24 protein-coding genes and 1 pseudogene are annotated in these 23,040 nt (G+C 42.3%); 12 read left to right on the forward strand and 13 right to left on the reverse strand.

What is annotated here, in order from left to right:
• Positions 1-394 (forward strand): flagellin (locus ACED53_RS03925; RefSeq protein WP_371692853.1); only part of this gene is annotated, 394 nt, incomplete at its 5' end.
• A gap of 573 nt (positions 395-967) precedes the next feature.
• On the opposite strand, the gene crr is transcribed toward ACED53_RS03925, so the two are convergent.
• From crr to cysZ, 5 genes are all read right to left on the reverse strand, one after another.
• Positions 968-1,477 (reverse strand): PTS glucose transporter subunit IIA, encoded by a 510-nt coding sequence (crr, locus tag ACED53_RS03930; RefSeq protein ID WP_009847364.1) that lies wholly within the window; start codon positions 1,475-1,477, stop codon positions 968-970.
• A gap of 106 nt (positions 1,478-1,583) precedes the next feature.
• Complete coding sequence (gene ptsI, locus ACED53_RS03935; protein ID WP_017100883.1) at positions 1,584-3,308, reverse strand: phosphoenolpyruvate-protein phosphotransferase PtsI; 1,725 nt, start codon at positions 3,306-3,308, stop codon at positions 1,584-1,586.
• Between the two features lie 136 nt (positions 3,309-3,444).
• On the reverse strand, positions 3,445-3,702 hold the full coding sequence (locus tag ACED53_RS03940; RefSeq protein WP_004734263.1) for an HPr family phosphocarrier protein: 258 nt from the start codon (positions 3,700-3,702) through the stop codon (positions 3,445-3,447).
• Between the two features lie 303 nt (positions 3,703-4,005).
• The gene (gene cysK / locus ACED53_RS03945) at positions 4,006-4,974 is read right to left on the reverse strand and encodes a cysteine synthase A (protein ID WP_012604562.1); all 969 of its coding nucleotides are present in this window, start codon (positions 4,972-4,974) and stop codon (positions 4,006-4,008) included.
• A 236-nt stretch (positions 4,975-5,210) separates the two neighbouring features.
• Positions 5,211-5,969, reverse strand: coding sequence for a sulfate transporter CysZ (gene cysZ / locus ACED53_RS03950; RefSeq protein WP_017100882.1), 759 nt, complete (start codon positions 5,967-5,969; stop codon positions 5,211-5,213).
• A 229-nt stretch (positions 5,970-6,198) separates the two neighbouring features.
• Between cysZ and zipA the strand changes: the two genes are divergently transcribed.
• The 6 genes and pseudogenes from zipA (at position 6,199) to cueR (ending at position 13,141) form a co-directional block, all read left to right on the forward strand.
• Positions 6,199-7,335 carry a cell division protein ZipA gene (gene zipA / locus ACED53_RS03955; RefSeq protein ID WP_017100881.1) on the forward strand — a complete coding sequence of 379 codons (1,137 nt, stop codon included), beginning with the start codon at positions 6,199-6,201 and terminating at the stop codon, positions 7,333-7,335.
• Between the two features lie 181 nt (positions 7,336-7,516).
• Positions 7,517-9,469, forward strand: a complete 1,953-nt coding sequence (locus ACED53_RS03960) for a BRCT domain-containing protein (RefSeq protein WP_102579954.1) — start codon at positions 7,517-7,519, stop codon at positions 9,467-9,469.
• Positions 9,459-9,590, forward strand: a pseudogene (locus ACED53_RS03965) (DNA ligase); the annotation flags it as partial. The gene ACED53_RS03960 and the pseudogene ACED53_RS03965, both read left to right, overlap by 11 nt.
• 524 nt (positions 9,591-10,114) lie before the next feature.
• Positions 10,115-11,269, forward strand: a complete 1,155-nt coding sequence (locus ACED53_RS03970) for a porin (protein ID WP_009847358.1) — start codon at positions 10,115-10,117, stop codon at positions 11,267-11,269.
• A 125-nt stretch (positions 11,270-11,394) separates the two neighbouring features.
• Complete coding sequence (locus ACED53_RS03975; RefSeq protein WP_009847357.1) at positions 11,395-12,216, forward strand: hypothetical protein; 822 nt, start codon at positions 11,395-11,397, stop codon at positions 12,214-12,216.
• Between the two features lie 529 nt (positions 12,217-12,745).
• Positions 12,746-13,141 (forward strand): Cu(I)-responsive transcriptional regulator, encoded by a 396-nt coding sequence (gene cueR, locus ACED53_RS03980; protein WP_029225476.1) that lies wholly within the window; start codon positions 12,746-12,748, stop codon positions 13,139-13,141.
• Between the two features lie 37 nt (positions 13,142-13,178).
• Here cueR and ACED53_RS03985 read toward each other — a convergent pair whose 3' ends face one another.
• The 5 genes from ACED53_RS03985 to ACED53_RS04005 form a co-directional block, all read right to left on the reverse strand.
• Positions 13,179-13,634 (reverse strand): NfeD family protein, encoded by a 456-nt coding sequence (locus tag ACED53_RS03985; protein WP_017100878.1) that lies wholly within the window; start codon positions 13,632-13,634, stop codon positions 13,179-13,181.
• 3 nt (positions 13,635-13,637) lie between these two features.
• Positions 13,638-14,567, reverse strand: coding sequence for an SPFH domain-containing protein (locus ACED53_RS03990; RefSeq protein WP_009847354.1), 930 nt, complete (start codon positions 14,565-14,567; stop codon positions 13,638-13,640).
• A 210-nt stretch (positions 14,568-14,777) separates the two neighbouring features.
• Entirely contained in the window at positions 14,778-15,632 is an 855-nt protein-coding gene (locus ACED53_RS03995) for a co-chaperone YbbN (RefSeq protein ID WP_017100877.1), read from the reverse strand.
• 395 nt (positions 15,633-16,027) lie between these two features.
• Entirely contained in the window at positions 16,028-16,855 is an 828-nt protein-coding gene (locus ACED53_RS04000; RefSeq protein ID WP_012604555.1) for an SDR family oxidoreductase, read from the reverse strand.
• 43 nt (positions 16,856-16,898) lie between these two features.
• The gene (locus ACED53_RS04005) at positions 16,899-17,810 is read right to left on the reverse strand and encodes a TIGR01777 family oxidoreductase (RefSeq protein ID WP_017100876.1); all 912 of its coding nucleotides are present in this window, start codon (positions 17,808-17,810) and stop codon (positions 16,899-16,901) included.
• Between the two features lie 300 nt (positions 17,811-18,110).
• Between ACED53_RS04005 and ACED53_RS04010 the strand changes: the two genes are divergently transcribed.
• The 5 genes from ACED53_RS04010 to yfcE are packed head-to-tail and all read left to right on the forward strand — an operon-like array spanning position 18,111 to position 20,973.
• Positions 18,111-18,845, forward strand: coding sequence for a DUF1538 domain-containing protein (locus tag ACED53_RS04010; RefSeq protein WP_009847350.1), 735 nt, complete (start codon positions 18,111-18,113; stop codon positions 18,843-18,845).
• Positions 18,842-19,636, forward strand: a complete 795-nt coding sequence (locus tag ACED53_RS04015; protein ID WP_012604552.1) for a DUF1538 domain-containing protein — start codon at positions 18,842-18,844, stop codon at positions 19,634-19,636. The genes ACED53_RS04010 and ACED53_RS04015 overlap by 4 nt, the downstream gene beginning before the upstream one ends.
• Positions 19,626-19,976, forward strand: coding sequence for a P-II family nitrogen regulator (locus ACED53_RS04020; protein WP_009847348.1), 351 nt, complete (start codon positions 19,626-19,628; stop codon positions 19,974-19,976). Before ACED53_RS04015 ends, ACED53_RS04020 begins: the two co-directional genes overlap by 11 nt.
• Positions 19,973-20,380: a CBS domain-containing protein gene (locus ACED53_RS04025; protein WP_009847347.1), complete on the forward strand. Its 408-nt coding sequence runs from the start codon at positions 19,973-19,975 to the stop codon at positions 20,378-20,380. Before ACED53_RS04020 ends, ACED53_RS04025 begins: the two co-directional genes overlap by 4 nt.
• A gap of 47 nt (positions 20,381-20,427) precedes the next feature.
• The gene (gene yfcE / locus ACED53_RS04030; protein ID WP_017100875.1) at positions 20,428-20,973 is read left to right on the forward strand and encodes a phosphodiesterase; all 546 of its coding nucleotides are present in this window, start codon (positions 20,428-20,430) and stop codon (positions 20,971-20,973) included.
• A gap of 33 nt (positions 20,974-21,006) precedes the next feature.
• Here yfcE and ACED53_RS04035 read toward each other — a convergent pair whose 3' ends face one another.
• The 3 genes from ACED53_RS04035 to ACED53_RS04045 all read right to left on the reverse strand — a co-directional run bounded on the left by ACED53_RS04035 (position 21,007) and on the right by ACED53_RS04045 (position 22,895).
• Positions 21,007-21,318: a SelT/SelW/SelH family protein gene (locus tag ACED53_RS04035; protein WP_017100874.1), complete on the reverse strand. Its 312-nt coding sequence runs from the start codon at positions 21,316-21,318 to the stop codon at positions 21,007-21,009.
• 148 nt (positions 21,319-21,466) lie between these two features.
• Complete coding sequence (locus ACED53_RS04040; RefSeq protein WP_029223803.1) at positions 21,467-21,982, reverse strand: regulatory protein ToxS; 516 nt, start codon at positions 21,980-21,982, stop codon at positions 21,467-21,469.
• 1 nt (position 21,983) lies between these two features.
• Complete coding sequence (locus tag ACED53_RS04045) at positions 21,984-22,895, reverse strand: transcriptional regulator (RefSeq protein ID WP_017100873.1); 912 nt, start codon at positions 22,893-22,895, stop codon at positions 21,984-21,986.
• Between the last annotated feature and the right edge of the window lie 145 nt (positions 22,896-23,040).

Raw genomic sequence — 23,040 nt, forward strand, 5'->3', positions numbered from 1 at the left:
TGGCAACAACAAAGTTGATGGCGCTATCTCATTCTCTGGTGGTCTATCTGGTGAGTTAGGCATGCAGCCAGGTAAGCAAGTAACGGTTGATACTATCGACGTAACCTCTGTTGGTGGTGCTCAAGAATCTGTAGCTGTTATCGATGCGGCACTTAAATATGTAGATAGCCACCGTTCTGAGCTTGGTGCATTCCAAAACCGTTTTGACCACGCAATTAACAACTTAGATAACATCAACGAGAACGTTAATGCATCTAAGAGTCGTATCAAAGATACCGATTTCGCGAAAGAAACGACTAATATGACTAAGTCTCAGATTCTTTCACAGGCTTCAAGTTCAATTCTTGCGCAAGCGAAACAAGCTCCAAACTCAGCACTTAGCCTACTAGGTTAATCGGTTGAAAGGCCACGTTGACTTTAAGCGTTGTTGATCACAAGCGTCAACGTTAGGCTTCCACAAATTAGCTCGTGGTGAGAGATGAGCGCTAAACAGACCCAGCTTCGGCTGGGTTTTTTATTGCCTGTTATTTAGCGAAGGTATATTTGGAAAAGTGCAGTGCTGGTAAGCAGACGCAAAAGAGAGATTCCCTATCACGCTCGTTCCTCACTGTAGGGAATGACGACTATAGGCGGTATTGATCAATTGTTTACCTGAATCGAAGTCTTTAGTCGTCATCTCAGAATCGAGTAGAACGAGATATCAGAGATCTCTGTTTGTTAAAATTCACAAGTGTAATTTGATGTATAGGCGAAATGCCTTGAATAGCGCTTAACAACGTTTAGTAAAAAACTAGGTCGGATAGCAGGGGATAAACGGTCAGTGTAGTTGTCATTGGTTGAGGGAACTAGGAGAAGGGTTTCGGTGTGATAGTCAGTAATGCCTATCTGAGGTATTGAACGAATATAGCAGGCACAAAAAACGCCACCCTTAGGTAGCGTTTTAATTAAAGCAGATAAGTAATCAGGATTACTTAGTTACTTTAAGAACTGGAGTTTCGCCAACAGTTACAGAACCAGAAAGCTTGTTCAGCTCCTTGATTTCGTCCATGTTAGAGATAACAACTGGAGTAAGCGTAGATTTTGCTTTCTCTTCTAGAAGCGCAAGGTCGAAAGTGATGATTGTGTCACCAGCTTTAACAGATTGACCTTCTTCAGCTACACGAGTGAAGCCTTCGCCTTTAAGTTCAACAGTATCGATACCGAAGTGAACGAAAAGCTCAATACCGTCGTCAGACTCGATAGAGAATGCGTGGTTTGTTTCGAAGATTTTACCGATAGTACCGTTAACTGGAGCTACCATTTTATCGCCAGCTGGTTTGATAGCAATGCCATCACCAACGATTTTTTCAGCGAAAACTACATCTGGCACGTCTTCGATGTTTACGATTTCACCAGAAAGAGGTGCGATGATTTCGATTGCACCAGCATCAGCGCTGTCATCAGATACAAGCTTTTTCAGTTTGTCAAACAGACCCATTGTGTCATGCTCCTAACGTTTAGTTTTATTCTGTAGAATATACTATACCAATCTAACAAATTAGACGACTATTTTTAGCCGTCTAACTTCATTAAGCTCTTGGTGATTACTGAGTTTTCTCAGCGATGAACTTTTCTACACAAGCTTCAATTTCTGCAGCTGTAGGTAGAGATAGTGCTTCGTCAGCCATAGCTTTAACTTCAGCGAAGTTAGAGTTACGGATTACTTTCTTAACTTTAGGGATAGAGATACCGCTCATAGAGAACTCATCTAGACCCATACCAAGAAGAAGTAGAGTTGCACGCTCATCACCTGCTAGTTCGCCACACATACCTGTCCATTTACCTTCTTTGTGAGAAGCATCGATTACTTGCTTGATAACAAGAAGAACCGCTGGAGATAGTGGGTTGTATAGGTGAGAAATCATTTCGTTACCACGGTCTACCGCAAGAGTATATTGCGTTAGGTCGTTAGTACCGATAGAGAAGAAAGATACTTCTTTCGCTAGGTGGTGTGCGATTGCAGCTGCTGCTGGAGTCTCAACCATTACGCCGATTTCGATTTCTTCATCGAAAGCTAGGCCTTCAGCGCGAAGTTCAACTTTGTACTCTTCGATTGCTTTTTTCAGTTCACGGATCTCTTCAACAGAAATGATCATTGGGAACATGATGCGTAGTTTACCGTGTGCAGATGCACGTAGGATACCACGTAGTTGGTCACGTAGAATTTCACGACGATCCAAGCTGATACGTACTGCACGCCAGCCTAGGAAAGGGTTCATTTCTTGTGGAAGGTCCATGTATGGTAGGTCTTTATCGCCACCGATATCCATAGTACGGATAATCACTGACTCGCCTTCCATTGCTTCCGCTACTTCTTTGTAAGCAACGTATTGCTCTTCTTCAGTAGGAAGTGCAGTACGGTCCATGAATAGGAATTCAGTACGGTACAGACCAACGCCTTCACCGCCGTTACGCAGAATACCGTCACAGTCTTTTACTGTACCGATGTTGCCACAAACTTCTACACGGTGACCGTCTAGAGTTTCAGCATGTAAGTCTTTTAGTTTTGCTAGTTCAACTGCTTCTGCTTCGAAATCAGATTTGATTTTCTTAGCTTCTGCTAATTCAGCGTCAGAAGGGTTGATGATGATCTTGTTGTTCATCGCGTCTAGCACAAGCATGTCGCCGTTTTTAACTTGCTTAGTGATATCGTTAGTACCAACGATAGCAGGAAGCTCAAGTGAACGTGCCATGATTGAAGTATGAGATGTACGACCGCCGATGTCACAAGCAAAACCAAGAACGTAGTCTAGGTTGATTTGTGCCGTTTCAGATGGCGTTAAATCGTAAGCAACTAGGATAACTTCTTCATTGATATCTGCTAGAGATACAATGTTGATGCCTAGTGCATTTTTAACGAAGCGAGTACCGATATCACGGATATCAGTCGCACGTTCTTTTAGGTACTCATCATCAAGCGACTCAAGTGCAACAGCTTGCTCTTCGATCACTGTGTGGATCGCGTTGTCTGCGTGCATTTTGTCTTTCTTGATGAGTGCTAAAATCTCTTCTTCTAGCTCTTCATCTTCAAGCAGCATGATGTGGCCTTCAAAGATTGCTTCTTTTTCTTCGCCAAAAGTTTCAAGTGCTTTTTGCTTTACAACTTCAAGTTGTTGAGAAGATTTGTTACGAGCGTCAAAAAAACGCTGAACTTCTGCTTCAACTTGATCGTCTGAGATAGATTGAGTGTTTAGGACAATTTCATCTTCTTGAAGTAGTAGTGCTTTACCGAAAGCAATACCAGGAGATGCTAGGATGCCTGAAATCATAGCCTTACCTTAGTTGTTCAACTGTAAACGGGAGAATGTGTGACTTTAAGTCGTCGACTAATGTCGCGCTTATTGCTATCTATTTCGAACAAAGCCACTTTGCTGTGCAAAATGGCTTTGAAAGAAGGAGACCGTATTAGTGTAGTTGATCCATAAGAGCAACTAGGTGGTCTACAGCTTGCTGAGCTTGAGGGCCTTCAGCTGAAATAGTAACGTTAGTACCTTTTACTAGGCCTAAAGTTTGTAGTTTGAACAGGCTTTTCGCGCTAGCGCTTTTGCCGTTAGAAGTCACTGTGATGTCAGCGTCGAAAGATTTTGCTTCTTTAACAAACTGTGCAGCTGGACGAGTGTGAAGACCGTTTTCTGCTGTGATTTCTACTTGCTTCTCGTACATTTTATATACCCCAATTAATTTATTTTTTGTAAGTTTGTAACCAGATTTAGCTTAACTGCTTTAGCTCAAATGCGCTAGAGGCTAGTACGCCATGTTCGTGTTAGAACTTAGACTGGTTATAAATTTTTATCCAGCCATGGTCGTCTTTTGTTGAGTACTCATGACTTTCAGAATTTGTTTATTGCTTCTTTTATTTTGAAGCGAAAAATAAAACAGACCCGATATTACCAAAGGTGAGGCAGGGATCAACAAAAAAGCCCCTAAATGGGGCTTTTTTGGACGAAAAATTGATTTGACCACATATTATTGTTGGTTCTCTTTTTCCGTAAAGATACCAGCAAATAGGGCCGTACTAAGGTAACGTTCGCCCGAGCTTGGTAGTACAGTAACGATAGTTTTCCCTGCAAATTCAGGCAGTTCCGAAATTCTGTTTGCTGCTACTACTGCTGCACCAGATGAGATGCCCGCTAGAATACCTTCTTCTTTCATTAGGCGTTGAGCCATCTCAATTGCTTCTTCAGAAGTTACTGACTCTACACGGTCAATAATGTCTAAATCTAGGTTGCCAGGAATGAAACCTGCGCCAATACCTTGGATTTTGTGTGGTGCTGGTTTGATTTCTTCACCTGCAAGTGCCTGCGCAATCACTGGAGATTCTGCTGGTTCAACGGCTACAGAAGTGATGGCTTTGCCTTTTTCACCTTTAATGTAACGACTTGTTCCAGTGATAGTGCCACCTGTACCTACACCGGCTACAAACACGTCGATCTCACCATCTGTTGCTTCCCAAATTTCAGGGCCAGTTGTCTGCTCGTGAATTTGTGGGTTCGCTGGGTTGTTGAATTGTTGCAGTAGTAGATACTTGTCTGGGTCTGAAGCAACAATCTCTTCAGCTTTAGCAATCGCGCCGTTCATACCTTTTGGTGCTTCAGTTAGCACTAGGTTTGCGCCAAGAGCTTTAAGCAGCTTACGACGTTCTAGGCTCATTGATTCAGGCATTGTTAGTGTTAGCTTGTAACCGCGCGCTGCAGCAACAAATGCAAGAGCAACACCTGTATTACCACTGGTAGGCTCAACAAGCTCGATACCTGGCTTAAGCGTACCTGCTTTTTCTGCTTCCCAGATCATGTTTGAACCGATACGACACTTAACGCTGAAGCTTGGGTTACGAGCTTCGATCTTAGCTAGGACGTTACCTTTGCTTACTTTGTTTAGGCGGACTAGAGGTGTGTTACCAATCGTTAGGGTGTTGTCTTCGTAGATCTTGCTCATGCGATATTCCTTCATTTAATGACAGAACTAAACGTAGTATATCTACCAATTTACCGTCTAGTGTCTTTCGATGTTTGTTTAGCTTGAATTTAGATTAAACAAGTTGAAAAAAAGGTAAAAGGATTAAAAAGTTATATCATATAGAGATGTCGCAGGATTCACGCCTATCTTTATTGAAATCAGAACTTCAAAAAGATAGGCGTTGTTAGAGCAGGCTGTAGAACTATAGGCGATAGCTATAGACGAGAGCGTAGAGCTTGGTCTTTAAACTCTGCAACCCACATTGCAGTAGCGCCGCAGACGGCAACTGGCATCACAATCAGGTTTAAAACTGGAATGGTAGTAAACACGGAAACAAGTGCGCCGAAGCTGTAGCTCTTACCTTGCTTTTGTTTCAAATTAATTCTCATGTCATCAAACTTGATTTTATGGTTGTCGAATGGGTAGTCAGCGTACTGAATAGCTAACATCCATGCAGTGAAAATGAACCATAAAAACGGTGCAACAGTTTGTCCTAGCGCTGGAATTAACAAAAGTAGGAACAAACCGATCGCTTTTGGCAGGATATAGACAAGCTTGCGCCATTCTCTTGCTAAAATACGAGGGGTGTCTTTAAGTACATCCAGTAAACCATCATCATTGACTTTTTTACCACTCAGCAGTTCTTCGACTTTTTCCGCGAGTAATCCGTTGAAAGGTGCGGCAATAAAGTTAGCGAGTGTACTGAAGAAATACGAAAACGTAGCCAAAACGGTTAACACAAGTAGCGGCCATAGGATATATGACAACCACGACAAGAAACTTGGCAATGCACCAATCCAGCCTTCAATCCAAGTGTTTAAGTTGGAGAAAATATAAAATAAAGCACCGCCCACGAGTAACATGTTAGCGATAAGAGGAAGCAGTACAAACTTACGGATACTCGGCGATAAGGCAATTTTTATTCCGAAAATAAAATAGCCAAAGCCAGAGCGAGGAACAGATTCAATAGTCATATTTAAATTGGGTCACATGTGAATTTGGTTAAATAGCAAACATCTCTAGTGTACTCGACCGAAATTAAGAAAAAAAGCGTGGTGAAAATCACACCAAGTAATGAACTAATTGTATTAAGTGGTTCTAAAACAGTGGCTACTTTTGATAGAGTAGTGAGATTAGCCAAATTAACCTAACTTAGTGACAGCGTGTTTATAGCTAGTTGACTAAGAAAGCTGAGAGCGAAAAATGCAGGAATTGCGATTTGTACTCATTATTGTTGGCGCATTAGCTATCGCCGCATTATTGTTCCATGGTCTATGGACGAGTAAGAAAGAAGGGAAAGCAAAGTTTGGAGATAAGCCGCTTGGTAAGCTTGATAACGACAGCTTAGATGAAGCTGAAACGATCCCAAACCGTTCATTCGCTCCTGAGGATGATTTTGAGATAATCCGAAAAGAGCGTAAAGAACCGGATTTTGCTGTCTCACCGTCTGCAACTGATCCGCTGATTGACTCAGATCCATTGTCAGCGCCACAGCAAAAAGAAGCTCACGAAGACGAAATAGAATTGAATGATCTTCCTTCTTTCAGTGTTGAAGACCCGATCGAAGTTAAAGGTGAGCTTGAACAGGTTGAGGAAGAGAAGGTTGTTGAACCTGAAGTTCCTAACTTTGAATTGACTGACGAGCAAAAACAAAATCACGCAGGCTTTAAAGAGCAGTACGGTTCGTTTGAAGAAGCCTCTGATGTGGTCGCTGATCCACTGCTTTCTAGCGAAGGCTTAACGCCAAGCGAACCATTTATTGGGAAAGAAGTGGTTGCTGCACAAAGTGTTACTTCGGTTGAAGAAACTAAGTTAGATAAAGATGCTAACTTAGCAGAAGAAGCTCAGTTGGGTGACGAAGTTAATTTAGTTAACGAAAGTAAGTTAGATGAAAAAACTCATTCAGATGAAGATCTTGGCCTTGAAGTCATTGTTCTAAATGTTCACTGTGCCGGGGAGATCCCATTTGTGGGTACTGAACTTTTCCGTAGCATGGAGAACAACGGCCTAGCTTATGGTGAAATGTCGATCTACCACTGCTTTGCACAAGCGAGCGATGAACCAAAAGTTATTTTCAGCGTAGCAAATATGATGCAGCCAGGAACACTAGAACATGACGATCCTGCTGACTTTACCACCAAAGGTATTTCGTTCTTTATGACGCTGCCTTGTTATGGTCAAGCTGATCAAAACTTCAATGTGATGCTGAGTGCTGCACAGAAAATTGCCGATGATATGGGCGGAAACGTATTGGATGAGTCACGTAATTTAATGACGCCAAATCGTTTGTCCGACTACCGCAAGCAAATCCGTGACTTTATGACGGCTGCGAATGCTTAGCTGCATTGTTTAGCCTTGTAAATAATCTATATTTATAAAAAGGGCTCCTAAGGGAGCCCTTTTTGATGTTTCAATCACGACAGAGAAAGCTTTACTTACTAAGTTGATCCATCCCTAGAAATTAGCATGTGATGTTGGGCTAATTTCTACAACAGAACAAAGAACCGATTGGTAGTAGATAATGACAGAATTTAAGTTTAACAATAATCAACTCTCCACAATTCGAGATCTGGAAGTAGATGTTGATTTAAATACGTTAGAAGTTGCAATTAGCAATGGAAGTATTGATGAGCTGAGTGAAGATGAACTTCTAGGTTTACTGAAGGTTGCGAATGCTTTGTATCGTTCAGGTTTTCCTGTAATTGAAGATGCTCTTTACGACACCTTTAGAGAGGTATTTGCTCAAAATAGTCCAAATCATCCATATATTACTTCTGTAGAGTCCGAGGTAATGAACCTTGGTAAAACCGTGACTTTACCGCAAAAGATGTTGTCTACAGATAAGGCATATTCAAAAGAAGAAATTAAGAAATGGTTAGATAGAATCGTCAAAGCTGCTGTAGAGATAGGCCTTGATACTAAAGCTATAGAAATTAGAGTGACTCCAAAGCTTGACGGTTATGCTGCTTTTGATGACGGAGAAAAGCTTTACACACGTGGTGACGGCGTAAAAGGTCAGGACGTATCGAGAGCTTTTGAACGCGGCCTAAAAGTGGCTAAAAATGGAGATAGAGGCTTAGGCGCTGGTGAGATCGTTATCGACAAAGCTTATTTTGAAGAAAAGTTAAGTCAATATTTTGAAAATTCACGAAACATACAAGCGGCTATAATTGCAGAAAAAAACGTTGATGAAAGAGTTCTAGAGGCAATTAAGGACGGCGCCTGCGTATTCTACCCATTTAGCCTAATTGATGACTGGATTGGCAGTCATGAGGACTTGATCGTTGATTTTGAAAAGACCATTGATAAGATCTGGAATGCGGTCGGTTATGATGTCGATGGCGTTATTTTGGAAGCTACAGATCCCCTTATAAAGGAAAACATGGGGGCAACGAGAAAGTTTCATCGGTGGCAAATAGCCTTCAAAATTAACGATGAATCAGAAGAAGTAGAAGTTATTAGTGTTACACCTCAAACATCCAGAACAGGTCGAGTTACTCCTGTAGCTGAGTTAGTTCCGACTCGAATTAGTGGTGCGACTATTAGTAGGGTAACGGTTCACCATTACAACATGGTTAAAACCAATGGCGTAGGCCCAGGCGCAATACTTCAAATTGTTAGAAGCGGCTTGGTGATCCCGAAAATAGAAAAAGTGATAAAACCAGCACCGCCTCAAATACCAGAGTCATGCCCTAGCTGTCAGTCTCATCTTCTTTGGGAATCCGATCACTTGGTATGTCCAAATAAAAGTGACTGTCCTGCACAAACAGAAAATACGTTGGTGCATTTTTTCAAAACCTTGGGCAACAATGACGGATTTGGCCCTAAAAACATCGAGAAACTAGTCAATCTCGGAGTTAATCATATTCATCAAATATATGACTTGAAACCGCATCACTTTGCAATGTATGGGTTTGGTGATAAGACATCTAAGAACCTATCTGATCAACTACAGGCAAGTAAAGATATTGAAATTGAAGACTGGCGTTTTCTTTCAGCATTTGGAGTAAGTCGTTTGGGGGGAGGCAATTGCGAGAAGCTTCTTCAACATTACTCATTGCTAGAGTTGCTTGACGCTACCGCAGAAAGCATTGCCAAGTTAGATGGGTTTGCGACAGTTAGCGCAGAAGCGATTGTTGAAGGTTTAGCTAACATTAAAGAAGAGTTTCTAAAAGTTTATGGGCTTGGGTTTAACTTAAGTCTTACGACTAAGCATTCAGAACAAGAGGATTCATCTTCACCAATAGCAGGTGCAACTATTGTTTTCACAGGAACAATGCTACAAGGGAAGCGCGGTGACATGGAAAAACATGCTAAATCGCTAGGGGCAAAAGTTGGTAAATCAGTGACAAGTAAAACAACTTATCTAGTAGCCGGGGAAAAAGTAGGTGAAACGAAGATAAATGGCGCTAGAGATAAAGGTGTCGAGGTTATTTCGGAGCAAGAATATCTTGATTTGATACGTCAAGGGTAATATATCTCAGAAAACGGACATCTTATTTGCTAGTGAAGTTGTGGACTCTAAACTGACCAAAGCACAAGATTTATGTATCGAAATAAGAATAGAAGAAGATCTAATAGCCCTTCCTTCGTAAGTAAATACAGATAAAAAAAGCTCAAAGGCACTCCTTTCAAGGGAGTGCCTTTTTTGTTTCTGATATAAAAATGATCACTTTTTAATTGTTGAGAAATTTGTTCCTATACGAACTATGAAATTAGGACCGTGATGACGCTCAACATTAATGAAATGTTGTTCTAGTTGTTTGTTAAATGCGAGTGATATCTATTTTTAAGAGGTTGAGGGTTTGGTAAGTTTTTGTTTTTTAATGAGTTTGTTGTTTTCCCCTTCGGGTTTTTCAATTAGTAGATCTGGATCACTAAGTACATGATAAATTTGCACCAACTCATATTTTTTTAGATGAAAATTAAGTTCTCATTGATCTTTTTTGGGGTGAAGTTAGTCTTATTGGCATGGATGCACATTGTGTATAACCAGAAAGGAAATCGAGAATTCGGTGTTTCAGGGTTCTCAAACAAGAAAAGGTATTTCTCTCTACGGCGGCCAACTTTAGGCGGGAAATATTCAAACAGCTATATCCATTTTTAGGAGTTTTATTCCATGGAAAACAAAATTTTCAAACGTACTTTACTTGGTGCTGCAGTTGCGATGATTTCAAGTGGTGCATTCGCATCTGAATCTTCTCAAGTTGGTGTTATCTCAGATTTTAACGTTCAGGCTTACGGTGTAGCAGCAATCTCTGTTGTTAACTACGATTCAGAAAAAACTAAAAACGGCGTAAAAACTGATACAGGTACGGGATACGATTACGAGAATGAATCTCGAATTGGTTTCCGTGCAAGTAAAGACATGTTCGAGAACGTGAACGTATTCATGCAAATTGAATCTGGTTACGTTGGTGAAAACGGTGACGGTGCGACACTAGGTAATCGTGATACGTTCTTAGGCCTGCAAGGTGACTGGGGTAAAGTACGTTTTGGTCGTATGCTGACGCCAATGTATGAAGTAATTGACTGGCCTTATGCTAACCCAGGTTTGGGCGCAGTATGGGACTGGGGCGGCGATGTTAAATACAACCGTGACCGTCATGGTGATATGGCTCGATACGATTCTGCTGACTTGAATGGTTTTACATTCAACCTAGCAACAGGTCGTGGTGACTCAAGTGTTAAAGATAACTACTTCTACGGCGCGGCTGCTCACTACCGTTTAGCTGATACGGTTACTTTCCACGCTGCTGTTGAATCAGAATCAGATCGTCAACTAACAGCTGCAACAGCTGGAACTGCTGCTGGTACATGTTTAGTTGCTACAGGTTGTGATGGTGTAAACTTTGGCGGCGCAACTCCTGCAGTTGCTGCAACTTCTGCTGAAATGGCTGATACATTTGGTTATCTAATCGGTTTTGAAGCGTCACTTCCAGCAGGTTTCGGTATTTCTGCAGCCTACAAAGCGGGTGAGTCAGATGTTCAAGGCGGCGCTAAATCAGAACAGGCTTCATACTCTGTAATCGGTCAGTACTGGAACGGCCCTTGGGGCTTCAAACTAGGCTACGCGGCTAACCTAGAGTCTGAAACTGATGGTGTTAAAAACGCTGATGAAGATAGCGTAATCTCAGGTCAGCTAATGTACGTTCATAACGGCTTTGTTCCTTACATCCGTATTGCACAGCGTGATATCAAAGCTGACGATAAAGGTTCTATTGCTAACACAGATACGTTCGTTACACGTATTGGTTTAGAGTACGGCTTCTAATTGAAACCATGCTTTAAGTAAAGAGATGCGCTGGCTTGTTAGTCGGCGCATATTCATTTCTGGTCCAGCCTAAGAAAGAAAAGGCATCGAAATAATATTATGGGGAAACCCTCGAGGTAGTTAATATGAAAAAAATAGTTTTAGCATCGATTCCTTTATTCTTAATTGGATGTACAACATTAGATTCTAATAGTGATTTTACAGATTCCGTTAAAAGAATAGAGAGTAAGCAAAATTATCAAATCGTCGTTGGTGAGTCGTTGTCCCCTGATGTGCTTGAAGTCAGACAAGGTCAGCTAGTTAACTCGTCTTTAGAGCTAAATTACGTTACCCCGAACAGTACTGTAACGGTACCTGATTCATACATAACGATGGAGCTTCAGTACTTTAAAAATTACAACGAGTATCGCTCTGTCTTAGTTCAAGGTTCTGAAGGTAAAGTGCCATTAAAACCTTATGCGGCTTCAGCTGAAACATGCAGCGATATATGTACTCAAACACAGTATGTGAAATTTCCTGTATCTAATGAAATCTTCAACGAAGCACCTTTTAAAGATCTAATTTTTGATGTCCAGGTTTCAAATGCGAACAGCATTTCGTTTTCTATTCCTGCTGGCTACATCGAAGCAATCGTAAATACGGGTGATAAAAACGCAACAGCTAAATCTGTTATGGCAGCACCTGTAGCCGCAGCCGCACCTGTAGTTGCAGTTCCCGCGCTTCAGCAAGAGCCGGTAAGCCAAGCTCAAGAGATGTCAAAATATTGGTTTGAACAAATTCCAACAGAACAAAGAGACTCCGTTATTAACTGGTCTGTAGCAAATCGAAATGGTGTTGTTGATTCTTTAGGTGATAATGTCAAAGAGATTGAAATGTTCGAATATTGGTTTAACAAAGCTTCCAAAGAAGAACGTAAAACGATAATCAAACAATTAATCGAGTTTTAAAGGAAAGGAGCCTAGGCTCCTTTTTTGTTAGTGTAGAACCTTACCATTACTATGCTTGCATATAACGATAGGCATATATTCTACAACACTACTTCCTAAGTCACATTTTATGATCGGTCCAGATGCAGTGCTTCCTACATTTTGGGCGGATACAGAGAAGCTTAAAACTAAGCTAAAAATTAACGCTAGATAACATTTCATGATGACACCTCACTAAAAATCTCTTCAAACAAGAGATATTCATTAGTATGTGAGGTATTTCTCAAAAATCAAAAAATTTCCTATGAAAAATAACGAATGCCTATTTTGCTGTTTCATTCAGTAACTTGTTGATAGTTGGTGTTTGGGTTTGTTGGAAAATCTAAGCTACTTTCATCATTTGATGTAAAATAGCCATAAACAGCAGACTTTATTTTCGAACATTATATTGCTTCAATGTTTTTGTTTCGGTAGTTAGCATTCCTAGATGTTTGAATAATAGTCTTAGGTTTCTAAATAGTTTTTAAGCGATATTTACTTGAGTAATATTATGAACATAAGCGAAGTTGCAAGCCTCACGCAGTTATCACCTAAGTCTATTCGTTTGTATGAAGACAAAGGGGTGATATCTGCCCCGTTACGTTCTGAAAATGGTTATCGGTCTTATGGTGAGAAACAGCTCAAGGAGCTCGGAATCGTAGCGAAAGCGAGAAGCGCTGGTTTTTCGCTTGATGAGTGTCGTGCGCTTGTTGAATTAGCCGACAACCCATGTCGCGAAAGTGCCGATGTTAAAGCGAAAGCGCTAAGTAAATTGGAAGAAGTGAATAAAAAAATTGAAGACTTATTGATCATTCAGAAGACATTGAAAGAGTGGGTTGAACAATGCCCTGGTGACTCAAATAGCCATTGCCCAATTATCGATTCACTTGTAGAGAAAAAGCCATAAGTTGGTTACTTATGGCTTTGACGGAGGGTTTTCTTGATTATTGTTTAGTAGGGCTTATCGTGAGAACAATGCCATCGACAGCAGTAATCACGACTTCCTCTCCCGCATCAATATCATGTGTACTCATCGCAGACCATGAGCTATCCCCTAGCTTTATCCTGCAGTTACCTTTTTGTACCGGCTCTAACAGGCGAGTCTTTCTTCCAATCAGTTGTTTCTCTCGCTGATTAAGGTCTCGAGTAGAGTCAGATTGCTTGTCACTAGATAGCTGTCTTCTCCACCACAGCCAAGTGGTGATAAGCGAGAAGCTCGCAAAGGATAGCCATTGCATCTGCCAACCGATTGGTAGTGCGCCTAATAAGGCGCCGACCAGCATGGCAGATATGCCTATCCATAAAAAGTAACCAGCGGTTCCAATTAGCTCAAGCGCTAACAATGCTAGGCCAAGCGCTAACCAATGCCAGTAGTTTACTTGTTCGAGCAATTCGACCATAAGTTAGTCCTTACTACCCTTGTCATTCTTATGTGCAAACATCTCTGCAATACCCGCAACAGAACCCATTAGTCCAGTCGCTTCGAGCGGTAGCATGATGATCTTACCGTTTTCTGCTTGGCCAATAGACTTCAGTGCGTCGGTGTAACCTTGTGCAATAAAGTAATTGACTGCTTGCATGTCACCTTGAGCAATCGCTGTTGATACCATTTCTGTCGCTTTAGCCTCAGCTTCGGCAGCCCGTTCACGAGCTTCAGCTTGAAGTATCGCGGCTTGCTTTTGGCCTTCTGCTTTTAAGATCTCTGATTGCTTGTGGCCTTCTGCTTTCAATATCTCAGCTTGTCGTACACCCTCTGCCTCTAGGATATCTGCACGTTTGTTACGCTCGGCTTTCATCTGGGCATTCATCGCAGCAGTAAGATCGGCTGGTGGCTGTACGTCTTTAATTTCGATACGCGTAACTTTGACACCCCAAGGGTTTGTCGCTTCATCAACGATATTCAATAATTTGGTGTTAATCATGTCTCGCTGGCTGAGCATTTCATCCAGTTCCATCGAGCCCAGTACAGTACGGATATTGGTGAGAGTTAAATTACGAATCGCGTGCTCAAGGTCATTCACCTCATAAGCCGCTTTAGGCGCATCGATCACTTGTACGAAACACACCGCATCAATAACCACATTTGCATTATCTTTGGAGATGACTTCTTGTGCTGGGATGTCGAGAACACGTTCCATCATACTGATGCGTTGTCCGATTTTATCGATAAATGGAATGATCAGGTTCAGACCTGGTTGGAGGGTTTGTGTATAACGGCCGAAGCGTTCTACTGTCCAGTTATTGCCTTGCGGAACCGTTTTTACTCCGGCGAAAATAAACAATATTGCGACGGCAGTAAAGACGCCGATAGTAATCAATGTATCAATAGCCATACAAAATCCTTTGCAAGTTTAAGTTTTTGATAGTTCAGTATTGATACTGGCTCATATTTAAATTCTGAGCAAATTTATAAATGAGAAATGGGCCATAAAATATTGATTTTATGGCCCATTTTACATCATTTAATTCGATAAACTAATTGATTGAATTGTCAGTTTTCGATGAGATATACGATACTTATTTTTAGTGCTTTTAGGGTTTAGTTAGTAGAGCAGAGAGTACAGCTGTCGGCGGTACTTACTGGCGACTGGGTTACCTTGTCCAAGCGCACTTAAGATATCCATGAACTCTTTTTTCATATCGCCATCGCAAGCATTTAGATCTTTTGCTAGGAAAGACCATAACAGTTCCATTGCTTCTTCGTTGCGATTCACTTGGTGATATTGCAATGCTAATTCTGATGCTGTCTTAGCGTCATTTGGGTCTTGTTGAAGAGCGGTTTCTAGCGCTTGAATTTCAGGGCTGTCTGCCGCCTGTTTGTGCAGTTCGAGTTTAGCGACTAAGCCTTTGTAGTAATTGTCTTGATATTCTAGAGGGATAGTCGACAGTTGAGTTTCAGCTAGATCAAACTGTTGCGTTTCTAGTAAACACTCTGCGATCGCCAGTTTTACCTCGCCTTTGCTCGTCAGCTCTATTGGCAATTGTTGCATTGCTGCGAGCGCTTGTGCGTGCTCGCCTGCTTGCATTTGCTCGAGAGCCTGACGCAGTGCGAGCTCGTCTTGGCTAGGAAGATGTTTTCCTAACATTTCAACAATCGCTTCTATGCTTTGTGGGCCACCCAAACCATCAACAGGCTGACCGTTAACAAACAGTGCAATAGTAGGGAGTGCTTGTACGCCAAATTGGCTAGCAATTGCCTGCTCTTGTTCACAATTCAACAGAGCTAAAGTAAAAGCGCCGTTGTATTGCTGAGTTAATGTTTGCAGTTCAGGGAGCACCTGAGCACTTTCTTGGCTCATTGGTGCCCAAAAGTGGATGAGTACAGGCGTCTGCATTGAGGTTTCTAATACTTGACGAAAGTTCTGCTCATTAAGTTCAACAATATGCGGAGATTGCATTTACGTTCCTTGAGGTGTGTTTTGTGGGTACGTTGCAAATATGGGGGGAGATGCTGGTAACTTCAAGATCTAACTTGGTTATCTCAAATAAAAAGAGCCAAAATAGAAAAACGCTATGCTTCTATGTTGATAGAGTGGTGATCTCAACAGGGAAGGCATAGCGTTATCATTGAGGTGGTCAGTGAGGCATAGCGTAAGATACTCAAAACAGAATAAACAACGTAATCGCCAGACTCACACCGACCCAATTAAGGCGGTTTAAAGTCATGAAATATCCAGATTAGGTTCATCAATTGGGAATAATTGATGAGATAGGACAATCATGACATCTTATTGTTACGGAAAAATTACATCGTTACATTAAAGTTTGCGACTGTTGATGCAAAGTTAGTAATTTATGCTGCTTTTCTCAAAATAGGGTCTAGCAAGCGACTCGGTAGAATTCTTTTCAATACCGCGAACACTTTAGTTGGGGTCGTCACTCGGTATCTGAGTTTGGGCTTATCGGCGGTGAGTGCGTGATAAACCGGTTCAATACAACTTTCAGGCGGGAGAACAAAAGCGTTGTTCGATGATTCTTTTTCGAGTCGGTCTTTTTGTTGTTGATAAGCTTCTTGATGAGCGCTGCCAGCAATGGTGATCCATTTATTGAAAGCTTTCAGGGCATTATTTCTAAATTGGGTTTCTATTGGACCTGGCTGCAATAACGAGATATTAATACCACTGCCATGCAGTTCTAAACGTAACGTATCTGTCCAGCCTTCTAGCGCGAACTTTGAAGCGTTGTAAGCACCACGATATTTCATGGCTGCAAAGCCTAATACGGAACTGTTTTGTACGATTCGACCTTCGCCGCGTTCGCGCATGTGCGGAAGTATCTGACAAACAAGATGATGCCAGCCAAAGAAGTTGGTTTCGAATTGCTCTCTGAGACCTTGGGTTGGTAAGTCTTCTAGCGCGCCAGCTTGACCATAAGCGCCGTTATTGAATAAACCATATAATCCGTTAGGCGCTAGCTCAATAGCAAGTTGTGCAGCTTGTTCAATGCTTTCTTGGTTAGAAAGGTCGAGCTGTATGCAGGTCAGTCCCTCATCTTGCAGACGCTGTACATCTTGCGGATGACGACACGATGCAATGACGTGGAAACCACGCTTTTGTAGTGCATGCGCACATGTATAGCCAATACCCGTTGAGCAACCGGTGATCAGAATCGACTTGTTCACGCTTAATCCTTCATTAGAGTCTTTATCGCTCAAGGGTAAAGAATTAATCTTGATGTTGTAACAAGTTTTTTAAGGCTGGTTCTATTCTTGAGTAACTAAAGATAAATCCTATTTCAGTGAGTTTCTTTGGTTTGGAACGAATGCTGTCAAAGAGCAGACAAGAAGATTCACCCATCAGAAGCGACATTGCCCATTTCGGAGTGAATAAGAAATGAGGTCGGCGTAGTTGCTTGGCGAGTGTACTGCTGAACAGTTTGTTGGTGACAGGGTGCGGGGCACACATATTAAATTCCCCTTGAGCGTGAGGAGTTGACAATAAGTGGTTGATGGCTCTCACCATATCAAGCATGTGAATCCAAGGCATGTACTGTTCGCCTGAACCAAGTGGTCCGCCTACTCCGAGTTTGTAGGGCATTAGCATCTTCTTCAACGCACCGCCATTTTCACCTAACACAATCCCCGTTCTTAGTAGTATCACACGCGTCTCATCGGATTGGGCTCTCTTGGCTATATCTTCCCAGTGCGCGCAGACTTTGTGAGGAAAACTTTCGTCTTCTACTTGTAGTGATTCATCAAATGGGTGTTGTTGATCGCCATAGTAACCGACGGCTGAGCCGCTAATAAAAGCGTGTGGTGGGTTGCTACTGGCATGAATTAATTCGACCAGCTTTTCAGTGATGTGCCAGCGGCTGTTACAGATCCTCTCTTTTTGCTCTGTACTCCAACGCTTATCGGCAATCGGTTCACCCGCGAGGTTGACCACCACATCAAAGTCATTGAGATCACTGAGCTCATCAAGAGATTGAATGTAATGAAGGTTATTCTGGTTCAGGTGATTTAGGTTTTGCTTCGCTTTTTCGGGGCTCCGTGTCAACAATGTCACATCGTCAGTATTCCAACTTTTGACCAATTCAGAACCAATAAATCCCGTACCACCAGTTAACAATATCTTCATACCAATCTCCCTATTAAACATAATTATAGACATGGCTTGTTTTTGAACGCCAATCAATACGAAAAAATCACTATAACGATCATAAGGTTTCAATCGTGTGATACCCAAATTACGCCGTATCAATTTACGAAAGAATGAAATTAAATTCATCAGGTTAGGATGTATACCGCTATCACACTTATGCACTTTACTCCGATATGTTACCAACTGCGTAATATTTGTCACATAAGGAATGATAAGGATTTGCCATGATTATTAGTAATTAATAACCAGACACAATTTCAATGACTAGGAGTTGCGATGACGGCAGTGCTTGCTTTGTTTCGAGCCATGTTAGGTAGCCTAAGGGATCTCTTGCCGATCGTGGCGGTAATTGCTTTCTTCCAGCTTGCTGTTTTGCAAGAACCACTCCCTCATCTGTTGTCTATTCTAACTGGCTTAGTGTTGGTGGTTTTTGGACTGACTTTTTTTATCTTTGGCCTTGAAATGGGTCTGTTCCCAATCGGCGAGTCGATGGCTCAAGCTTTTGCTCGTAAGGGGAGCGTGTTTTGGTTATTGACCTTCGCTTTCTGTTTAGGGTTTGGTACCACCATTGCGGAACCCGCATTAACCGCAGTGGCCGCCGAAGCAGCAGAAGTGGCCGCTGAAGGTGGTGTTATTCCCAACTCTCTAGACGAAATGGAACAGTACGCCGATGGTTTGCGTTTCACCGTAGCATTGTCGGTGGGGATCGCCATCTTACTTGGTGTGCTGCGAATCTTAAAAGGTTGGCCAATTCAGTACATGATCATCGGAGGTTATATTGGAGTTGTGGTGCTCACTGCATTTGCTCCTGAAAACATCATTGGGATTGCGTACGACTCTGGCGGAGTGACTACATCGACCATTACCGTTCCGTTAGTGACCGCATTGGGAGTGGGTTTGGCCTCTGCGATTAAAGGGCGAAATCCGATGATTGATGGCTTTGGATTGATCGCCTTTGCTTCACTGCTGCCGATGATGTTTGTCATGGTCTACGGGATGGTGGTGACATGATCAGTGCTCAGCAATTTATTGACACCTTTCTTGGCACTGTCATGGATGTGATTCCGATTGCGGTGATCATCTTCGGTTTCCAATTAGCGGTGCTGCGTAAGCCAGTTAATAACTTAGGCAAAGTGCTGATAGGTTTCTTTTACGTCATTCTTGGGTTGTCGCTCTTTTTGATGGGGTTAGAGCTCGCGCTGTTTCCTTTAGGGGAGACTATGGCAATGCAACTCACCGAACCCAGTTTTTTGACTGAGTTCAAGGTCAGTTCAGGCCTTACCTTGGCTTGGTTTGATTATTACTGGGTTTACCTTTTCGCGTTTTGTATTGGGTTCAGTACCACGATAGCCGAGCCCTCTTTGATTGCAGTGGCGATTAAGGCGAACCAAGTATCTGGTGGCAGTATTAGTGTTAACGGGCTGAGGATCTCCGTGGCGTTAGGCGTAGCGATTGGCATATCGCTAGGTAGTTATCGCATCGTGGCTGGCGACCCTATCCATTACTACATCATTGTTGGTTATGTCATTGTGGTGATTCAGACCTTTTATGCTCCCAAATTGATTATTCCATTGGCTTACGATTCTGGTGGGGTTACGACATCAACGGTGACGGTTCCTTTAGTGACGGCACTTGGGTTGGGACTCGCGTCAACGGTGCCAGGAAGAAATCCGGTAATTGATGGCTTTGGGTTGATTGCTTTCGCGAGCTTATTTCCAATTATATCCGTGATGGGGTATGCCCAAATAACGCAATGGCTAAACCGATCACAATCCTCTAAGGAGAGCAAAGATGCGCTTTAAACTTATCTTAGCGTTTGTAGAAGAGAGCAAGACCGATATCGTGCTCGACGCCGCGCGTGATGCGGGTGCAACAGGGGCAACCGTGATTAACAATGCCAGAGGGCAGGGGCTAAATCAAAAACGCACCTTCTTTGGGTTAACGTTAGAGGTGCAGAAAGATGTGCTGCTGTTTGTCGTCGAGGAGCATCTAGCTAGGCATATTCTAGAAACTATTGGGGAAGTGGGGGAGTTCGACCAAGAGTCAGGGCAAGGGATAGCAGTGCAGATTGATGTCGAAGATGCAGTCGGGGTCGCGCACCAAGTTGAAACATTAACTAAGGTTGTGGAGGACGAGTTATGAGTGGCAGTGAAAAAATCCGAGTAAGCGATGTAATGGCTAATACGTATGTGATTATCGATGGACTAACCACTGTGTTGGAAGCGATAGAGATGGCTAAGAAGCACAAAGTGAAAGCTATCATTGTTGATAAGCGCCACGAAGATGACGAATACGGCATCGTATTGATGAATGATATTGCCAAGAAAGTACTGGCTAAGAACCGATCTCCAAAGCGAACCAATGTTTATGAGATCATGACCAAGCCAGCGCTAAGCGTGTCTGCCGATATGAATGTGAAGTATTGTGCTCGCCTGTTTGAACGCTTTGGTATCAGTCGTGCCCCTGTGGTCAGTGACCATAAAATAGTTGGTATGGTTAGTTACAATAATATCGTGATCAATGGTATGGCGAGAGATGACGTGTAGCTGTTAGATACGTACAATAGGCTCATAAATTTTATGGAGAAGTACGTGTGAAATTATTTTTTGCTTCAGACCTACACGGTTCGCTGCCAGCAACAGAAAAGGTATTAGAACTCTACCAAGCGTCTGGTGCGCAATATTTAGTGCTATTGGGTGACATTCTGAATCATGGTCCAAGAAACCCGATCCCTGAAGGATACAACCCGCCGGCGGTTGCAGAGAAGTTGAATGCGTTTTCTCAAGAGATCATTGCTGTTCGTGGTAACTGCGATAGCGAAGTGGATCAGATGTTGTTGTCTTTTCCAATGATGATGGATTACTCGTGGGTACTATTAGAATCAGGCCAACGTATTTTTCTAACTCATGGTCATTTGTACAACACCAATAAACGCCCCGCGCTGAAGGCGGGTGATATTATTGCCCATGGTCATACCCATATTCCTGTTGCTGAATACCAAAATGACATCTTTATCTTTAATCCTAGCTCGGTGACATTCCCACGAGATGATCATGCTGCAAGCTATGGGTTATACGAAAACGGTACGTTTAAAGTGGTTAGCCTTGAAGGTGATCTGCTAGTGAGCGGGCAGTTGTAAATAAACTGAATCGATCACGGCTTCGAAAAGGGCTTATTTTGAGTCTACGTGGCCGAGGTCTCTATCTGGAGCAATGATGTTTCGTACTCTTTGCTTCAGAACTTTCGCTTCAGGAAAACCGCCGTCCGCTTTTCTTTCCCAAATCTGTATTCCATTACAAAAAACCTCAAATCGACCTCCGGTATCTGGGTGTAAACTCACTTGCTCTATCTCTTCACTGAAAGTATGCAGTAATTCTTGGCATAACCAACTAGAACGAAGCATCCAATTGCATTGACGACAATAGTGTATTGCGATGGTTGCCTTGGAGATTGATGCACTTACCGAGCTTGGTTCTGTATTCATAGATATCCCTAATAATTCTAAAACAGTAGTTTGATGCCAACGGCTAACAAAAAAGGGGCATCATGCCCCTTTCTATTGGTATATCGTTTAACGGTATTAAGTTTTTGATATTAAATAACTAACTGTCGAGTTTTAGCTTGAACTGGTTTTAGTTTGAGAACAAAACAGTAGAACCATGATTTAAGCTAGTGAGCAGCAGTGCTTTCTGATTAATAATATCAATGCGTCGGCTTTGCTCTGCATCCATCTTAATCACTTGAGTTATCAGTTCTAGCTGCTCTTCCGAAAAATCTTGGCGCTCAGCAGAAGTCACATCTTTAAACTCCGTTGGCGAAATCAGTAAATAGTTATCGTTGATATCCCACTGACCTGTTTCGGAGATATTGATGACGTTTGCGGGTGCAGTCTGAGTGCTATACAACCTAACCACTGACATTCTCAAATACGTACCATTTGGTAGGTATTTTGCATTCGATGACAACTCAACTTTACGCAGTGGTCCGATTGAATCCTCTTGCTTGAGATCGCTAATCAGCGTCACCATTTTCGATTGCCATTCGTGTTGTGTCAGCAAACGCTCTACTTTTGCATCGCTACCCCAGTACAACCAACCGCTAAAGAAAGCAGAGATAACCAGTAAAATAATGGATACTTTTAATTTCATGTTACTGACCACCGTTACAAATGTCGTTTACATCCGACTGGTTTGCGTAAATTCTTAGAGTTACATTCTCGCTCGAGTAATCTTGAGGGTGAATATAGTTTAGAGCTAGATTGTTACCTTGCCCGCCTGTTGCAATCACCTCAGTTGGCTTTAGCATGCCTGTGTGGTTGGTGTTGTAACGCAATACACATTTCTCTATCGCTGGTAGCCAACTCGTCAGAGTCGGGTGGTTAATAGGTGTTTGAACTTTGACACCATTGACCTCTGCTAATGTTCGAAACTCTGACTCTGCTGGGTTCGTTAACGTCAAAACGAGTACTGGCATGATGAAAGCGACAAGCAGTATTCCAAACGTTAACCATTTATTCGGGCTTTCAGTTTTAGGTTTAGCCTGATGGGCCACCTGTTCCGATTCGACATGAGGCTCTTGAGCCTTTGCAATTGGCTCTGGGTCGATAGTTTCAGTGATGACCTCATCAGCTAATGTGGTATTAGCAAATGTTAAGATAGGTTCTACGTCATTTTCTGCAATTTCAGCTGTTGTTGGCTGATCGTTTGATGACAGTGGTGCTGAGCGTTCAACAGTCGCAATAAATTGGTAACCGCGTTTAGGAACAGTCTTAACAAATGCCGGAGACTTGGTTGAGTCTTTTAGCATTTTTCTGAGTGTCGATACCGCTTGCGTTAAGCTGGAGTCGTCCACCTCAAAGCCTTGGTCTCGCCAAACATATTCGTGTAATTCGTTACGAGTGATAACTTCATTGGGTCTTTCTGACAGCATCAGGAGAATGCGGCTTTCATTGCTGCCAAGACGTACGACTTCACCGTCGCTCATCTGATCAACAAGTGAGTTGCTATTTGGGTCAAATACGAACCGCTGTGCGAGAATAAACTTTGTGCCGATATTGCTCATTGAACTCTTCTATTTTGGATGATTTGGGGTGCGAAATAGACAAATCTCAGGTGAAGTTCTGTTAATTCTTCACCAAATCATGGCTTCTTTTATGTTCTTTTATATTTATAACACTCAAGGATAATAAAAACAGATCAAAAAAACA

It is taken from the genome of Vibrio sp. 1F169 (genome assembly GCF_041439605.1).
Lineage (GTDB): Bacteria > Pseudomonadota > Gammaproteobacteria > Enterobacterales > Vibrionaceae > Vibrio > Vibrio tasmaniensis_A.

Excerpts from the sequence above, each read along its gene's own strand:
- cysZ (WP_017100882.1), bottom strand. The coding sequence starts at position 5,969 with ATGACTATTGAATCTGTTCCTCGCTCTGGCTTTGGCTATTTTATTTTC.
- ACED53_RS04015 (WP_012604552.1), top strand. The coding sequence starts at position 18,842 with ATGATCAGTGCTCAGCAATTTATTGACACCTTTCTTGGCACTGTCATG.
- ACED53_RS03990 (WP_009847354.1), bottom strand. The coding sequence starts at position 14,567 with ATGGCTATTGATACATTGATTACTATCGGCGTCTTTACTGCCGTCGCA.
- ACED53_RS03970 (WP_009847358.1), top strand. The coding sequence starts at position 10,115 with ATGGAAAACAAAATTTTCAAACGTACTTTACTTGGTGCTGCAGTTGCG.
- crr (WP_009847364.1), bottom strand. The coding sequence starts at position 1,477 with ATGGGTCTGTTTGACAAACTGAAAAAGCTTGTATCTGATGACAGCGCT.
- ACED53_RS03995 (WP_017100877.1), bottom strand. The coding sequence starts at position 15,632 with ATGCAATCTCCGCATATTGTTGAACTTAATGAGCAGAACTTTCGTCAA.
- ACED53_RS03960 (WP_102579954.1), top strand. The coding sequence starts at position 7,517 with ATGACAGAATTTAAGTTTAACAATAATCAACTCTCCACAATTCGAGAT.
- zipA (WP_017100881.1), top strand. The coding sequence starts at position 6,199 with ATGCAGGAATTGCGATTTGTACTCATTATTGTTGGCGCATTAGCTATC.
- ptsI (WP_017100883.1), bottom strand. The coding sequence starts at position 3,308 with ATGATTTCAGGCATCCTAGCATCTCCTGGTATTGCTTTCGGTAAAGCA.
- ACED53_RS04005 (WP_017100876.1), bottom strand. The coding sequence starts at position 17,810 with ATGAAGATATTGTTAACTGGTGGTACGGGATTTATTGGTTCTGAATTG.
- ACED53_RS03975 (WP_009847357.1), top strand. The coding sequence starts at position 11,395 with ATGAAAAAAATAGTTTTAGCATCGATTCCTTTATTCTTAATTGGATGT.
- ACED53_RS03985 (WP_017100878.1), bottom strand. The coding sequence starts at position 13,634 with ATGGTCGAATTGCTCGAACAAGTAAACTACTGGCATTGGTTAGCGCTT.
- cysK (WP_012604562.1), bottom strand. The coding sequence starts at position 4,974 with ATGAGCAAGATCTACGAAGACAACACCCTAACGATTGGTAACACACCT.
- ACED53_RS04035 (WP_017100874.1), bottom strand. The coding sequence starts at position 21,318 with ATGAATACAGAACCAAGCTCGGTAAGTGCATCAATCTCCAAGGCAACC.
- ACED53_RS03940 (WP_004734263.1), bottom strand. The coding sequence starts at position 3,702 with ATGTACGAGAAGCAAGTAGAAATCACAGCAGAAAACGGTCTTCACACT.
- ACED53_RS04020 (WP_009847348.1), top strand. The coding sequence starts at position 19,626 with ATGCGCTTTAAACTTATCTTAGCGTTTGTAGAAGAGAGCAAGACCGAT.
- ACED53_RS04040 (WP_029223803.1), bottom strand. The coding sequence starts at position 21,982 with ATGAAATTAAAAGTATCCATTATTTTACTGGTTATCTCTGCTTTCTTT.
- ACED53_RS04045 (WP_017100873.1), bottom strand. The coding sequence starts at position 22,895 with ATGAGCAATATCGGCACAAAGTTTATTCTCGCACAGCGGTTCGTATTT.
- cueR (WP_029225476.1), top strand. The coding sequence starts at position 12,746 with ATGAACATAAGCGAAGTTGCAAGCCTCACGCAGTTATCACCTAAGTCT.
- ACED53_RS04025 (WP_009847347.1), top strand. The coding sequence starts at position 19,973 with ATGAGTGGCAGTGAAAAAATCCGAGTAAGCGATGTAATGGCTAATACG.
- ACED53_RS04010 (WP_009847350.1), top strand. The coding sequence starts at position 18,111 with ATGACGGCAGTGCTTGCTTTGTTTCGAGCCATGTTAGGTAGCCTAAGG.